Annotated in this window: 13 protein-coding genes, 2 tRNA genes and 1 other RNA gene; 8 read left to right on the forward strand and 8 right to left on the reverse strand. The window is 70.6% G+C overall.

Translation table 11 applies throughout. The features are described from left to right. Positions 1-4 precede the first annotated feature (4 nt). Positions 5-99, reverse strand: an RNA gene (gene ffs, locus AB0H93_RS05210) — signal recognition particle sRNA small type. Positions 100-349: 250 nt separating this feature from the next. Between ffs and AB0H93_RS05215 the strand changes: the two genes are divergently transcribed. Both AB0H93_RS05215 and AB0H93_RS05220 read left to right on the forward strand, forming a co-directional pair. Beyond that, positions 350-435, forward strand: a tRNA-Ser gene (locus tag AB0H93_RS05215). 110 nt (positions 436-545) lie between these two features. After that, the gene (locus tag AB0H93_RS05220; RefSeq protein WP_358567675.1) at positions 546-1,907 is read left to right on the forward strand and encodes an FAD-binding oxidoreductase; all 1,362 of its coding nucleotides are present in this window, start codon (positions 546-548) and stop codon (positions 1,905-1,907) included. Between the two features lie 15 nt (positions 1,908-1,922). Here the strand turns inward: AB0H93_RS05220 and AB0H93_RS05225 are convergent, their stop codons facing one another. Then, positions 1,923-3,710, reverse strand: coding sequence for an endonuclease/exonuclease/phosphatase family protein (locus AB0H93_RS05225; protein ID WP_358567678.1), 1,788 nt, complete (start codon positions 3,708-3,710; stop codon positions 1,923-1,925). A 170-nt stretch (positions 3,711-3,880) separates the two neighbouring features. On the opposite strand from AB0H93_RS05225, the gene AB0H93_RS05230 reads away from it, so the two are divergent. Together AB0H93_RS05230 and AB0H93_RS05235 are read left to right on the forward strand one after the other, a co-directional pair. Further along, positions 3,881-4,198: a hypothetical protein gene (locus AB0H93_RS05230; protein WP_358567681.1), complete on the forward strand. Its 318-nt coding sequence runs from the start codon at positions 3,881-3,883 to the stop codon at positions 4,196-4,198. 110 nt (positions 4,199-4,308) lie between these two features. Continuing rightward, positions 4,309-4,572: a hypothetical protein gene (locus AB0H93_RS05235; protein WP_358567684.1), complete on the forward strand. Its 264-nt coding sequence runs from the start codon at positions 4,309-4,311 to the stop codon at positions 4,570-4,572. A 301-nt stretch (positions 4,573-4,873) separates the two neighbouring features. On the opposite strand, the gene AB0H93_RS05240 is transcribed toward AB0H93_RS05235, so the two are convergent. The 4 genes from AB0H93_RS05240 to AB0H93_RS05255 form a co-directional block, all read right to left on the reverse strand. Further along, a tRNA-Ser gene (locus AB0H93_RS05240) sits at positions 4,874-4,959 on the reverse strand. A 44-nt stretch (positions 4,960-5,003) separates the two neighbouring features. Beyond that, entirely contained in the window at positions 5,004-5,564 is a 561-nt protein-coding gene (locus AB0H93_RS05245) for a sigma-70 family RNA polymerase sigma factor (RefSeq protein ID WP_358567687.1), read from the reverse strand. Positions 5,565-5,701: 137 nt separating this feature from the next. Continuing rightward, positions 5,702-6,178, reverse strand: coding sequence for a nucleoside deaminase (locus tag AB0H93_RS05250; RefSeq protein WP_132479104.1), 477 nt, complete (start codon positions 6,176-6,178; stop codon positions 5,702-5,704). Continuing rightward, the gene (locus AB0H93_RS05255; protein WP_093267246.1) at positions 6,175-6,663 is read right to left on the reverse strand and encodes a tRNA adenosine deaminase-associated protein; all 489 of its coding nucleotides are present in this window, start codon (positions 6,661-6,663) and stop codon (positions 6,175-6,177) included. Before AB0H93_RS05255 ends, AB0H93_RS05250 begins: the two co-directional genes overlap by 4 nt. A gap of 122 nt (positions 6,664-6,785) precedes the next feature. Here AB0H93_RS05255 and AB0H93_RS05260 point away from each other — a divergent pair, with 122 nt between their 5' ends. Continuing rightward, a complete protein-coding gene (locus tag AB0H93_RS05260; protein WP_358567691.1) occupies positions 6,786-7,751 on the forward strand; it encodes a prephenate dehydrogenase in 966 nt (321 codons plus the stop codon). Between the two features lie 477 nt (positions 7,752-8,228). Here AB0H93_RS05260 and AB0H93_RS05265 read toward each other — a convergent pair whose 3' ends face one another. Continuing rightward, entirely contained in the window at positions 8,229-8,423 is a 195-nt protein-coding gene (locus AB0H93_RS05265) for an antitoxin (protein ID WP_358567694.1), read from the reverse strand. 262 nt (positions 8,424-8,685) lie between these two features. Between AB0H93_RS05265 and AB0H93_RS05270 the strand changes: the two genes are divergently transcribed. The 3 genes from AB0H93_RS05270 (at position 8,686) to AB0H93_RS05280 (ending at position 11,150) form a co-directional block, all read left to right on the forward strand. Further along, positions 8,686-9,378, forward strand: coding sequence for a TetR/AcrR family transcriptional regulator (locus AB0H93_RS05270; RefSeq protein ID WP_358567697.1), 693 nt, complete (start codon positions 8,686-8,688; stop codon positions 9,376-9,378). Between the two features lie 34 nt (positions 9,379-9,412). Next, positions 9,413-10,594: a cytochrome P450 gene (locus AB0H93_RS05275; RefSeq protein ID WP_358567700.1), complete on the forward strand. Its 1,182-nt coding sequence runs from the start codon at positions 9,413-9,415 to the stop codon at positions 10,592-10,594. Between the two features lie 85 nt (positions 10,595-10,679). Then, on the forward strand, positions 10,680-11,150 hold the full coding sequence (locus AB0H93_RS05280) for a YbaK/EbsC family protein (RefSeq protein ID WP_358567703.1): 471 nt from the start codon (positions 10,680-10,682) through the stop codon (positions 11,148-11,150). Between the two features lie 125 nt (positions 11,151-11,275). Here the strand turns inward: AB0H93_RS05280 and AB0H93_RS05285 are convergent, their stop codons facing one another. Beyond that, on the reverse strand, positions 11,276-12,061 hold the full coding sequence (locus AB0H93_RS05285; RefSeq protein WP_358567706.1) for an SDR family oxidoreductase: 786 nt from the start codon (positions 12,059-12,061) through the stop codon (positions 11,276-11,278). Position 12,062 lies beyond the last annotated feature (1 nt).

Consider the following 12,062-nt stretch of genomic DNA (forward strand, 5'->3'; position numbering starts at 1 on the left):
GAAAATAAGGGGACCCCGTGCACCCGCCAGAGCCCGCTTACCCTTGCTGCCTTCCGGCCCTGGGGGAGTTCACAGGATGGACGCCGCACGAGGTCCACGGACAGTGTACCCCGACGGCGCGGGCGAGCCGCAAAGCGCCCCCAATCCGGCCCGTACCAGGGGCGATCGCCCCTGGCCGGCCGATGACGAGGAGGCGCGGGAGACCCCGGCCAACGTGGGCGAGCACCTGCGACGGTTGCACGCCTGTCCTCATCGACCCGGTACTGCGTCCTCGACCGGTCCGCGAGACCGAAACGCCTGCCCAAACCCGGCACCGGATGATCGACGGCGCCCTGCTAGGCTTCCGCACGGAGGATTGGCCGAGCGGCCTAAGGCGCACGATTGGAAATCGTGTTGGGTTAATAGCCCTCACGGGTTCGAATCCCGTATCCTCCGCTGGTCAGAGCCCTGGCCGCGGATTTCGCGGCCAGGGCTCTTTCGCGTTCTCGCAGGCCGTACGTCCCTGTCCTTTCGCATGGGTTCGCCGCACCGTTGCGGTTGTGGGGATGACCGTCGCGCAGTTGCAGGAGCTGGTTCGCGGGGCCGTGATCGACCGGGACGACCCCGGGTTCGACGAGGCCCGCCGCGTGCACAACGCCATGATCGACCGCCGCCCGCAGGTCGTTGTGCGGTGCCGCAACGCCGGGGACGTCGTCGCCGCCGTCGACTACGCGCGGGAGAACGGGCTCGACCTCGCCGTGCGCGGTGGCGGGCACAGCGTGCCTGGGTTCGGGACCTGCGACGACGGGGTCGTGATCGATCTGGCGCCGATGCGGGGCGTGCGCGTCGTTCCGGGTGCGCGGACCGTGCGGGCCGAAGGCGGCGCGACCTGGGGCGACGTCGATGCCGCGACTCATGCGTTCGGGCTCGCCACCACCGGCGGCATCATCTCCAGCACCGGCATCGGTGGGCTCACGCTCGGCGGCGGCATCGGGCACCTCGCCCGGGGTCAGGGTTTGACCTGCGACAACCTGATCTCCGCCGACGTCGTCACCGCCGGCGGCGGGCTGGTCGTGGCCGACGAGCAGCGGCACGCCGACCTGTTCTGGGCGCTGCGCGGTGGGGGCGGCAACTTCGGCGTCGTGACGTCGTTCGAGTTCCGGCTGGCCCCGGTGCGCGACATCTACGGCGGCCTGATCTTCTTCGAGCTGGACCAGATCCCGAACGTGCTGCGGGCCTACCGCGAGATCATCGCCGACGCTCCGGAGCAGCTCAGCGCGTTCCCCGCCTTCCAGATCGCCCCGCCGCTGCCCTTCATCCCGGAAGAGCGGCACGGCGACGCGCTGATCGCGATCGTCGCGTGCTGGGCCGGGCACGTCGATGCCGGGCCGGCCGCCGTCCGGCCGCTGCGCGACATCGCCCCGATCGTCGCCGAACACCTCGGACCGATGCCCTATCCCCAGCTCAACGGGGCTTTCGACATGCTCGTCCCGCCCGGGCTGCAGCACTACTGGAAGGCCAACTTCGTCGTCGAGCTGACCGACGAGATGATCGCCGCGCACGTCGAGCACGGCCCACGGGTGCCGGTGGTGAACTCGACCGTGCACATCTACCCGATCAACGGCGCCTGCCACCGGGTCGCGCCGGATGCCACCGCATTCGCCTACCGGGACGCGAACTTCGCGACGGTGATCGCCGGGATGTGGCCCGATCCGGCCGACAACCCGGCCAACATCGCCTGGGTGCGCGACTACTACGCCGCGACTTCACCGCACTCCGAGGAGGGCGGGTACGTCAACTTCATGGCCGGCGACGACCAGGACCGGATCAGGGCGAACTACCGGGGGAACTACGACCGGCTGGTCCAGGTGAAGAAGGCCTACGACCCGGACAACCTCTTCCACCTGAACCAGAACATCCGGCCTTGATGCCCGCTCGTGAGCTCAGAACCGCAGGCGGGCCACCTGGGGGTCGTGGTCGCTGGCCTGGTCGGCGAACTCCGCGTTGATGTGGACCACGTCGTACTCCGCCGTGATCGCCGGGCTCACCAGGATGTGGTCCAGCTGCTGGGAGTTGCCCTCGTAGACGTAGCTGTAGCGCTCGGCCGGCGGCAGCGAGTCGGCCAGCGGCACCAGCGCCCCGGTCAGCGGCGCCAGGGCCGGGGAGAAGCCGTAGTCGTTGAGATCGCCGAGCACCACGATCCGGGCCTCGTCGTCGATGGCGCGCACCTCATCGACGAAGCCGCGCACCGCCTGCGACTGCTTCACCCGCTGCTCCTCCGAGACCCGCGCCGGCGGCTGGAACCGGCCGTGCAGCGGCTGGTCGCCGCCCTTGGAGGCGAAGTGGTTGGCCACCACGAACACCTGCTCGCCGCGGAACAGGAACTCGCCCACCAGCGGCTTCCGGCTGTCCCGCCACGCCTCGTCGGCCGGGGCGATGCGCCCCGGCGAGGCGCTCAGCGCGAGCCGCGAGCCGTTCTCCACGGGGTGCACCGGCGTCGTCGCATCGCCGCCCGGTCGGTCCACAAAGGACACCCGGGCCGGGTTGTACAGGAAGGCGACCCGGATGTTGCCGCCGGGCTGGCCGCCGTCGGCGTTGTTCTGCGGGTCGATCTGCCGCCACAGGTAGCGCGGTCCGCCCGCCGCCTCGATCGCGTCGGTGAACTCCCGCAGCGTCTCCTCCGCGGCCACCACGCCGTCGTCGGTCGGCCCGGAGTTGTCCTGAACTTCTTCCAGCGCAACGATGTCCGGCGCCGCGAGCCGGTCGACGACGCCTTCGGCGAGCCGGGCGAACTTGGCCGGATCGCTGCCCGCGGCGAGGTTCTCGACGTTGTACGTGGCGACCGCGAGCTCGCCGCGGCCCTGCGGCCGCGTCGTCTCCGGCTGCAGACCGCCCGGCACGTGCTCGCCGAGCCGCGCGGCCTCCAGCACGTATCCGCCGAACCGGCTGTAGTCCAGCGGTCCTTCGGTGCCGCCGCGCAGCCGGTCGCCGACGTTCGCGGTGGGGAACGGCGCGTCCGCCAGGGATTCGACCTTGAGCCGGCCCGCGTTCGCTTCGTCGTAGCCGGTGTAGGTGGTGCCGCCGCGGCCGTTCGCGTTCTGCTCGGGCTTGCTGGTGATCCACAGCGCGCGGTACGCGTCGGTCGGGCCGACCACGCGCGCGTCGTCCACGCGCAGCACCATGCCCTCGCGCGACTCGTAGTAGTCCAGCGCGTAGCGCTGCGGCTCCAGGTCGAGCTTGTCGATGTTGGCGTCCTGCGGCGCGAACTCCGCCGGGACCGTCTCGGGCCCGACCGCCTCGGCCGGGACAGCCCCCTTGCCGGTGACCTGCCAGGTCGCGCCGGTGAGCTCGGTGACCGACTGGTTCGGCGTGGTCTCCGGCGTCTCGCCCGAGGCCACCGGGTAGTACTCCACGACCCGCCCGTCGACCGCGACCGCGTCGCCGACCGCCACCTGCGGCGTCTGGTCGCCGGTGAACACGAACAGCCCCTCGCTGGTGCGCGGGTCCGCGTCGGGCTCGGTGTCCTGCAACCAGAAACCGCGGGCCTGGCCGAAGCCGCGCACCCCGGTGACCACGCCCGGCACCCCGGTCACCTGCCGACCGGCCAGCGGCGAAACCCGCGTGGTGCCTTGGATGTCGTGGATCCGGACCTGCTGCTGCGCTACCGCGGTCGCCGCGGGTGCGATGGACAGCAGTACCCCGGTGGCGGCAAGCAGTGACGTGACGCGCACTTCGGCTTCCCCTCGCCAAGCGACATGATCGACGAGAAGTTACCCGCCCGAAGCGACGCGCGACACACGATCACGTGAACAAAGCCGAGCGGAACCCGCGCGACCAGGCGGACGTCGTAGCGCGGGAAGGAACGGTTGACGGAGGCCGACCATCGCGGGGAAGGACGTCGATGACCGAGGTGGAGGCGCCGCTGACCGGCGCGCGGACGTTGGTGGCGATCGCGACCACTGCCGTGCTGCTGCCCTGGCTGCTCTTCTGCCTGCTGGTGGTCGTGGTCTCCTTGCCTTGGGAGACAGGTCCCACCTACTACTCCACGATGGCCGTGTGGGGCGCGCTCGGCGTGATCGGGCTGCTGATCGGTGGCGCCCAACTGGTGATCGCGCTGAGCGGCCGGACGCGGAAATCCGTCCTGCTCCGAGGCATTCCAGCGCTCGTGCTGGCGCCGTTGGCGCTGTGCTGGTCGATCGCGTTCCTGTTCTTCGCCTGAAAACCCCCGGATGGCGCAGCGCGGGCGAACCCGCGGTGGCGCACGGGTGAGGTGTTCGAATCCCGCATGCCGGTCGAAGGTGAGGACGCGAACCGCGAGCTTCGATCCGCGTGCTGACACCATCCGCAGCGCCGCGGCGAGCTGGAGGCGGTGTCCGGAGCCTGACCGGTCACGGCCAGTCGGTCGGCACCGCGCTGCGCACCACCGCGAAGCCCTTCTCCGACCTGACCGGCGGCGTGCAGGTGCTGCCGGAGCGGGTCGAGCTGACGGCGATCCCGGGACACGACGATCGGCACCCGCCCGGCCTGTCCGAACGCGACCTCGGCCCGCCCCGCGTCGACCGGCAACGACCCGCACCTGCAGGCCTGCGGTGATCAGCAGACCGGCAAGTCGACGCTGGTGTCGAGCCTGCTGACGCGGCGGCCGGGCGGCGCGTCCCGCTTCCTGTTCGAGCCGTTTCCCCAGGTCCTGGGCAGCCCGGGCGTGCTGTTCTCCGGCGACCGGATGGAGGGCCGCCTGGTGAACACGACGGCGTCGCGGAACCTCCCGGCCGGGCCCTGCTCGCCCGCCGCGCCATGCCATCCGTGCAGGTCCAGACGGCGACGCCGCAGGTGGCCACCCCTGGACGGAGCGAAGGGCCGGTCCCGCAGATCGCAGGACCGGCCCTTCGTCGAGCGGTAGCGGTGGGATTCGAACCCACGGAGGCTGTTAACCTCACACGCTTTCGAGGCGTGCTCCTTCGGCCGCTCGGACACGCTACCGCCGACTAGGCTACCGGTCCCCCGATCCGACCCGGCACAGGGGGTCACCGCCAGGCGCGCATCCTGTCGGCGAGGCTCGCCCGGGCCCGCGACAGCCGACCGCGAACGGCCTGCTCACCAGCGCCGACGCGCTGGCCGATCTCGCCGTAGGACAGGCCGTCGACCTCCGCGAGGACCCAGACGTCGCGCTGCTTGGTCGGCAGGCCCGCGAGCGCGTGCCGCAGCGCCAGCACGCCCGCTCGCGCTTCCGCGGCTCGCTGCGGGTCGGCGATCACCGTGGCGGCTCCCACGGCGGCTCGGTGCTCGGGCAGCGCATCGACCGGCTCGGTGCGGCGTATCCGTCGGCGGCGCAGCACGATCAAGCAATGTCGGCGCGCGATCTGGAACAACCAGGTCCGCAACGCGGCGGGCTCGACGAGCTCACCGGCCCGCCGCCACGCCGTGATGAACACGTCTTGCACAACGTCCTCGGCCTCGGCCCGGTCTCCGAGCATCCGCAGCGACATCCCGAATATCCCGTCGGAGTACCGGCGCACGACCAGCTCGAAGGCACCGGTGTCCCCGTTCGCGATGCGCGTGGCCAGAACTGCATCATTCGGCTCCACGTCACCCCTCTGCAACGCGATCAGTCCGCCCTAGCTGAAGGCGGACCGACCAATCGTCACAGGCCGCGATGACGATCACGGCGAAGACAGGGTCACCCGAACCGGTGGAATATGACAAAAGCTGTAACGCTCGGCCGCTACTCGCGATGCGTGGCGAAGAACTCCTCGAGCACCGCGGCGCACTCGTCGGCCAGCACCCCACCGACGACCTCCGGCCGGTGGTTGAGCCGGCGATCCCGCACCACGTCCCACAGCGAGCCCACCGCGCCGGTCCGCGGCTCCCACACGCCGAACACCACTCTGGCCACCCTGGCCAGCACCAATGCGCCCGCGCACATCGTGCAGGGCTCCACGGTGACCGCCAGCGTGCAGCCCTCCAGCCGCCAGCCATCGCCGTGCACGGCGGCAGCGGCGCGCAACGCGAGGATCTCCGCGTGCGCCGTGGGGTCCTGCAGCGCCTCGCGCTGGTTGTGCGCCCGCGCGAGGACTCGACCGGCCTGGTCGACCACGACCGCGCCGATCGGAACGTCCCCTGTGGATGGTGCTTCGGCGGCGACCCGCAGCGCGTCGCGCACCAGCTCGGCGTCGCCGGCGCGGACACCGGATGTGCTCACTGCTCCAGCTTCTCCAGCACCTTCGCGAAGTCGTCCCCGAAGCCGCAGCGCTGGGCGATCATCTCCAGCTGCTCGTCCGGGTAGAGGTCGACCTCTTCGATGATCACCAGCAACTCGCCCTCGGGCAGCCCGAGATCGGAGAGGATCGCGAGGTTGCCCTCCGGCCAGACCTCTTCGTCGTCCTCATCGGGCGGGTCGATGCGCAGCAGGTCGAGGACGTCCGCCGCGATGTCGTAGTCCAGCGCCGCGGCCGCGTCCGACAGCAGCAGATCAACGCCGCCGGGCACCGGTCTGATCAGCACGAAGAACTCGTCGTCCACATTGCACATACCGAACACCGCGCCGGTGGAGCGCAGCTCGCGCAACGCCGTGATCGAGGCGTCGAGGCCGGCCAGCACCGTTTGGTCCATCGTGCTGCACCGCCACCGCCCGTCCTCCCGCACCACGGCGACGGCGAAGCCAGCGACCGGCTCCTGCACCGTCATGAGGACACCGTAGAGCGTACTAACGCCACCCGAAAGCACTATTGCGCGCTCGTAACCTTCCGGGCACCGATTCACGCTCGACCGGGTACGTGGCCGACGGAGAGTTCGGGCAGGATGGACCGATGCGTGCCGTGTGCGTGATCGGACTGGGACTCATCGGCGGCTCGGTGCTGCGAGCCGCCAAAACCGCCGGACGCCCCGCCTGGGGCACCACGACCTCGGAAGCCGACGCCGCCGGCGCCCGGGCCGAGGGTTTCGAGGTCCTCGACGTCGAACCGGCCCTGCGCCGCGCCGCCGAGGAAGAGGCGCTCGTGGTCGTCGCGACGCCGCTGACCGCCGTGCGCACGGTGCTGCGGCAAGTCGCCGAGCACGCTCCCGGCGCCTGGCTGACCGACGTGGTGAGCGTCAAGGAGCCGGTCGACGCCGAGGTCCGCAGCCTGCTGCCCGCCGGCCGCTACGCCGGCGGCCACCCGATGGCCGGGGTGTCGAGTTCCGGCTGGTCGGCGGGTTCCGGCGAGCTGTTCGCCGGGGCGGCCTGGGCGGTGACCATCGAAGAAGGCACCACGCTCGAAGCGTGGCGCGAGGCTGCCCGGCTCGCGCTCGACTGCGGCGCGCAGGTGGTGCCGACGTCGGCGGCCTCGCACGACTTCGCGGTCGCGCGCATCTCGCACCTGCCGCACGTGTTCGCGGCGGTGCTCGCGGCGGTCGGGGCCGACGGCGGACCACTGGCGCTGTCGCTGGCGGCCGGCTCGTTCCGCGACGGCACCCGGGTCGCGGGCAGCGAGCCGGAGCTGGTGCGGGCGATGACGGAAGGCAACCGGATCGCACTGCTCGACGCCGTGGACGACGCCCTCGGCAGGCTCGGAGCGGCCCGCGGCTCCCTCGCCTCCACCGGAGGCCTGAAGTCCACAGTGGATGCGGGCCACGAAGCGCGCCGAACGCTCGACGAACTCGCGATCAACGAGCGAGTACGAGCGACGGTCCAACTCAACGACACGGCCCTGGAGCGCCTGCGAGAGCTCGGCGAACGCGGCAGCCGGGTCGTGGCCCTCACGGAGACAGCCGCCGAGGTAGAGATCCCAGTGTGACGCCTCGAAGCCGCGCCTCGGCGTGACGCCCCGGCGTGACGCCTCGAAGCAAGGCCCCGACCGTCGCGCTCCCGGCGTCGTGCGCCCGCAATTTCAATGGAAATCAGAGCTCTGATTTCCATTGAAATTGCGGGACTCATCCACAGCATCCGGCGTGTCGTGGCCCGACATACCGACGGGTGTGGACAACCGCCCGCCAGTTTCAATTGAAACTGTCGATCGACTTCGGGCCGTTCGCCCGGGTGCCGGCGGATCTTCTGGGTCCAGTGGCGTTCTCCCGGGGGCCGGCCGCACCAGCCAGGAGCAACCCCGGGGGTCCGGGCCGATCTCCCGGGGCCGGGCATGAAGAGGGGCCGGGCATGAAGAGAGGCCGCCCTGTGCGTTGGGCGGCCTCTCCATGATCCGCTCCGACCACTGCGAGCGGGATGGCCCTCACCTCTTCCCGCTCTGCAGCCTGGGTCGGGCGGCGATGTTCCGTTAGCGCTGTTCGCCGGGGCCCTGGTCGTTGCCGCCGAGGAATTCCTTGCCCTTCTCGACGGCATTGTCGATCTGGTCCTCGTGGCCGAACTTCTCCTTCGCCGCTTCGGCCGCCTTGTCCAAGCCCTGCTCGATCTTGTCGCCGCGTTCCTTGCCCAGATCTTGCAGGCGATCCTTGAACTCTCCGAATCCCATGGTGCTCCCTTCGGGGCGGCGGGAAAAGCCCTTTCGGCTGCGTGCTGCCCGCCGAACCTAAGCCCACCCGGACTCCGGCGCGCGCCGGGGTTCGCCCGTCGGAGGCGTGGGTTGGTGCTTCCGGGTGATGCGTCAAGACGGCGTCAAAGCGGCCCCGGGAGCCATTGCCCGATCTTCCTCGCGAGGTCTATCGTGACCCATGACTGGTTGACCAGATTTCAAATCTGGTCAACAGATCGAGCTCGAAGGCAGGAGACGCCCCATGACGCAGCCCACCGAACGTGCCGACCGCATCCTCGACGCGGCCGGGGAACTGATGATTCGGCTGGGCTACCGGAAGGTGACCATCGAGGACATCGCCAGGCAGGCCGGCATCGGCAAGGGCACCGTCTACCTGCACTGGCGCACCAAGGAGCGGCTGTTCGAGTCGCTGTTCCTGCGCGAGTCCGCAGACCTGACGGCCGAGCTCATCGACCGCGTGCGCCGCGATCCCGAAGAGGTCCGGCCGCACCGGTTCATGCAGACCTCGTTCCTGGCCACCCAGCGCAGACCGCTGATGCGGGCGCTGGCCACCGGGGACGTGGAACTGCTCGGCAACCTCAAGCAGGGCGATGCGCAGAGCCGCGGCCAGGAGTTCACCGAACGCTACGTCGAGCTGATCACCAAGTACGGCCTGGTGCGCGATGACGTGCCGCACCTGATCTTCTCGCTGTACGCCACGGTCACCGGGTTCTTCCTGCTGGAGAACCTCAACCCGAACCTGGAGGCCCTGGACGACCAGGCCAAGGCGGAGGCGCTGGCGCGGACCATCCACCGCGCCTTCGAACCCGACGACGGGCCCGACCGCTCCTCGCTGACCGCAGCGGCGGCGGAGATCAGCGCGCTCTTCGACGAGATCAACGCGAACTACCGGAAGTGGATCTACACCTCCGGGATAACCAGCGAGCGCGCCTGACCGGCGGCGCTCGTCCATCAGGAAGGGGCAACACATGACGACCCTCGCCGACACCTGGGGGATCAACGAAGCGCAGTTCTGGCTGCGCGGCGTCCGACCGGAGCAGCCGGTCGAACATGATTCGGCGGCCGGGATCTGGAACGTCTACGGATACCCCGAAATCCTGCAAGCCCTCAGCGACCCCGCCACCTTCTCGTCCGACACCCGGCGGCTGGTGCCCGAGCTGGCCGGGAACGACGAGGGCAACCTCGTCCAGATGGACCCGCCGGAGCACCACAAGCTCCGCAAGCTGGTCAGCCACGCCTTCACGCCCAAGGTCGTCGCCGACCTGGAGCCGCGGATCGCCGCGCTGACCAACGAGCTCCTCGACGCCGTGTCCGACCGGACCGAGCTGGTCCGGGACCTGGCCTACCCGCTGCCGGTCATCGTGATCGCGGAGCTGCTGGGCGTGCCGAGCAGCGACCGGGGCCTGTTCAAGAAGTGGGTCGACGCGATGTTCGCCAGCTCCAACAAGTTCTCCCTCAAGGAGCGCTCGAAGGAGCAGGAGGAGTACATGGCGAAGGCCATGGAGCAGGTCCAGGAGCTGTCCGAGTACCTGCTCGGACACGTGCAGGAGCGGCGGCGCACGCCCCGCGAAGACCTGCTGGGCAAGCTCGTCGCGGCCGAGGTCGACGGCGTGCAGCTCACCGACACCGAGGTGGTCAACTTCGGGATGGTGCTGCTGATCGCCGGGCACATCACCACGACCATGCTGCTGGGCAACACCGTGCTGTGCCTGGACGCGCACCCCGACCAGCTCGCGGCGGTGCGGGCGGACCGGTCGCTGGTGCCCTCCGCGATCGAGGAGTCGTTGCGCTACTTCAGCCCGTTCGCGGCGGTGTCCCGGGCGACCAACCGGGAGGTCGAGCTCGGCGGCACGGTGATCCCGGCCGACCAGCTGCTGCTGCTGTGGATCGCGGCCGCCAACCGCGACCCCCGGCAGTTCACCGACCCGGACGCCTTCGACGTCCGCCGGGACCCGAACCCGCAGATCGGCTTCGGCCGCGGCATCCACTTCTGCCTGGGCGCGCCGCTGGCCCGCCTGGAGGGCCGGATCGCGCTGAACATCATGCTGGACCGGTTCCCGAACCTGCGCACCGATCCGGCCGAGGGCCCGGAATTCCTGCCCAGCCCCAACATGACCGGCGTCAGCAAGCTCCCGCTGCTGCTGGGTTGACGGGGTCCAGACGGGTGCCGACGCCGGCACCCGTCCGGGCAAAATGACTTGTTCCTGCCGGGCGGACTGGGGAATTCTGCGCGGCATGAGCAATGCCACCGACACCTTCACCGCCTGTCTGCGCGATCTCGGCGTCGCGGGTTCCGTCGTCGAGTTCGAAGCGGAGCTGCCGACCGCGGCGGCGGCCGCGGAGCGGCTGGGCTGCGAGCTCGGCGCGATCGCGAACAGCCTGATCTTCACCGCCGACGACGAGCCGCTGCTGATCATCGCCAGCGGCGCGCACCGGGTGGACACCAAGCACGTCGCGCGGTTGCTCGGGGTGCGCAAGATCCGCCGCGCGACCCCGGAGTTCGTGCTGGAGGTGACCGGGCAGCCGGTCGGCGGCGTCGGCCCGGTCGGGCACCCGCGGCCGATCCGGACCGTGGTGGACCGGATGCTGGCCGACTTCCCGGAGGTGTGGGCGGGCGCGGGCGCGAAGCACGCGATGTTCCCGACGTCGTTCGACGAGCTGGTGCGGATCACCGGCGGCCTGGCCGCCGAGGTCGAGAAGGTCTGAGCGGCCGGGCCCCGCGAGGGTCGTGAGTGCTGGCTCCGGTTCTTACTGGAAAACTCGCTCACGACCCCGTGCACCGGCTCGTGAGCGGTAACTCCGGTTCACGACCCTGCGCTGTCGCCGGCGGATCAGACGTTGGGCTCGAAGCGGCCGTCGATCGCCGTCCAGCCGCCTTCCACCAGCTGGAGGCTGCCCGTGACGTACGACGCGGCGTCCGAGGCCAGGTACACCACGGCTCCGGCGATCTCGTCGGCGTTGGCCCACCGCTTCAGCGCGGTCTTCTCCGCGTACGCGCCGTACCAGGTCTGGTCGGACTTGATCTGCTCGGTCAGCGGCGTCTCGAACGGGCCGGGCGCGATCGCGTTGACCCGCACGCCCTTCGGCCCCAGCTCCGCGGCCAGCGCGCGGGAGAGCTGCACGACGCCCGCCTTGGTCGCGGCGTAGATGCCCTGGCCCGGTTCGACCACCTCGGCGCGGAAGCTGGCGAAGGTGATGATGCTGCCGCGGCCGCGCTCGGCCATCCGCGCGCCGAAGTCCCGCACCAGCCGGTAGGTGCCCTTCAAGTTGACGTCCACGACGCGGTCGAATTCCTCGTCGACGGTGTCGAGCAGGCGCTTGCGGACGTTGATGCCGGGCGTCACGACGAGCACCTCGGCGTCCGCCTCGGCCTCCGCGAGCCGCTGGATCTGCGCGCCGTCGCGCACGTCGAGCTCGCGCCGGCTCGCCTCGTGGCCGAGGCTCTTGATCGCCTCCACGGTCCCCTCGGCGCCGTCCGGATCCACGTCCGCGACGATCACCTGCGCGCCGAACTCGGCCAGCGCCACCGCGCTGGACCGGCCGAGGCCGCTGCCACCGCCGACGACGACCGCCTTGCGCCCGTCGAGCCGGAAGAGGTTGGCGAGCCGATTCGTCATG

The sequence above is a fragment of the Saccharopolyspora sp. NPDC050642 genome, from assembly GCF_040654735.1.
GTDB lineage: Bacteria > Actinomycetota > Actinomycetes > Mycobacteriales > Pseudonocardiaceae > Saccharopolyspora > Saccharopolyspora elongata.

Coding starts and splice junctions, on each gene's coding strand:
- AB0H93_RS05230 (WP_358567681.1), top strand. CDS start 3,881: ATGACCGAGGTGGAGGCGCCGCTGACCGGCGCGCGGACGTTGGTGGCG.
- AB0H93_RS05275 (WP_358567700.1), top strand. CDS start 9,413: ATGACGACCCTCGCCGACACCTGGGGGATCAACGAAGCGCAGTTCTGG.
- AB0H93_RS05285 (WP_358567706.1), bottom strand. CDS start 12,061: ATGACGAATCGGCTCGCCAACCTCTTCCGGCTCGACGGGCGCAAGGCG.
- AB0H93_RS05265 (WP_358567694.1), bottom strand. CDS start 8,423: ATGGGATTCGGAGAGTTCAAGGATCGCCTGCAAGATCTGGGCAAGGAA.
- AB0H93_RS05280 (WP_358567703.1), top strand. CDS start 10,680: ATGAGCAATGCCACCGACACCTTCACCGCCTGTCTGCGCGATCTCGGC.
- AB0H93_RS05260 (WP_358567691.1), top strand. CDS start 6,786: ATGCGTGCCGTGTGCGTGATCGGACTGGGACTCATCGGCGGCTCGGTG.
- AB0H93_RS05270 (WP_358567697.1), top strand. CDS start 8,686: ATGACGCAGCCCACCGAACGTGCCGACCGCATCCTCGACGCGGCCGGG.
- AB0H93_RS05255 (WP_093267246.1), bottom strand. CDS start 6,663: ATGACGGTGCAGGAGCCGGTCGCTGGCTTCGCCGTCGCCGTGGTGCGG.
- AB0H93_RS05220 (WP_358567675.1), top strand. CDS start 546: ATGACCGTCGCGCAGTTGCAGGAGCTGGTTCGCGGGGCCGTGATCGAC.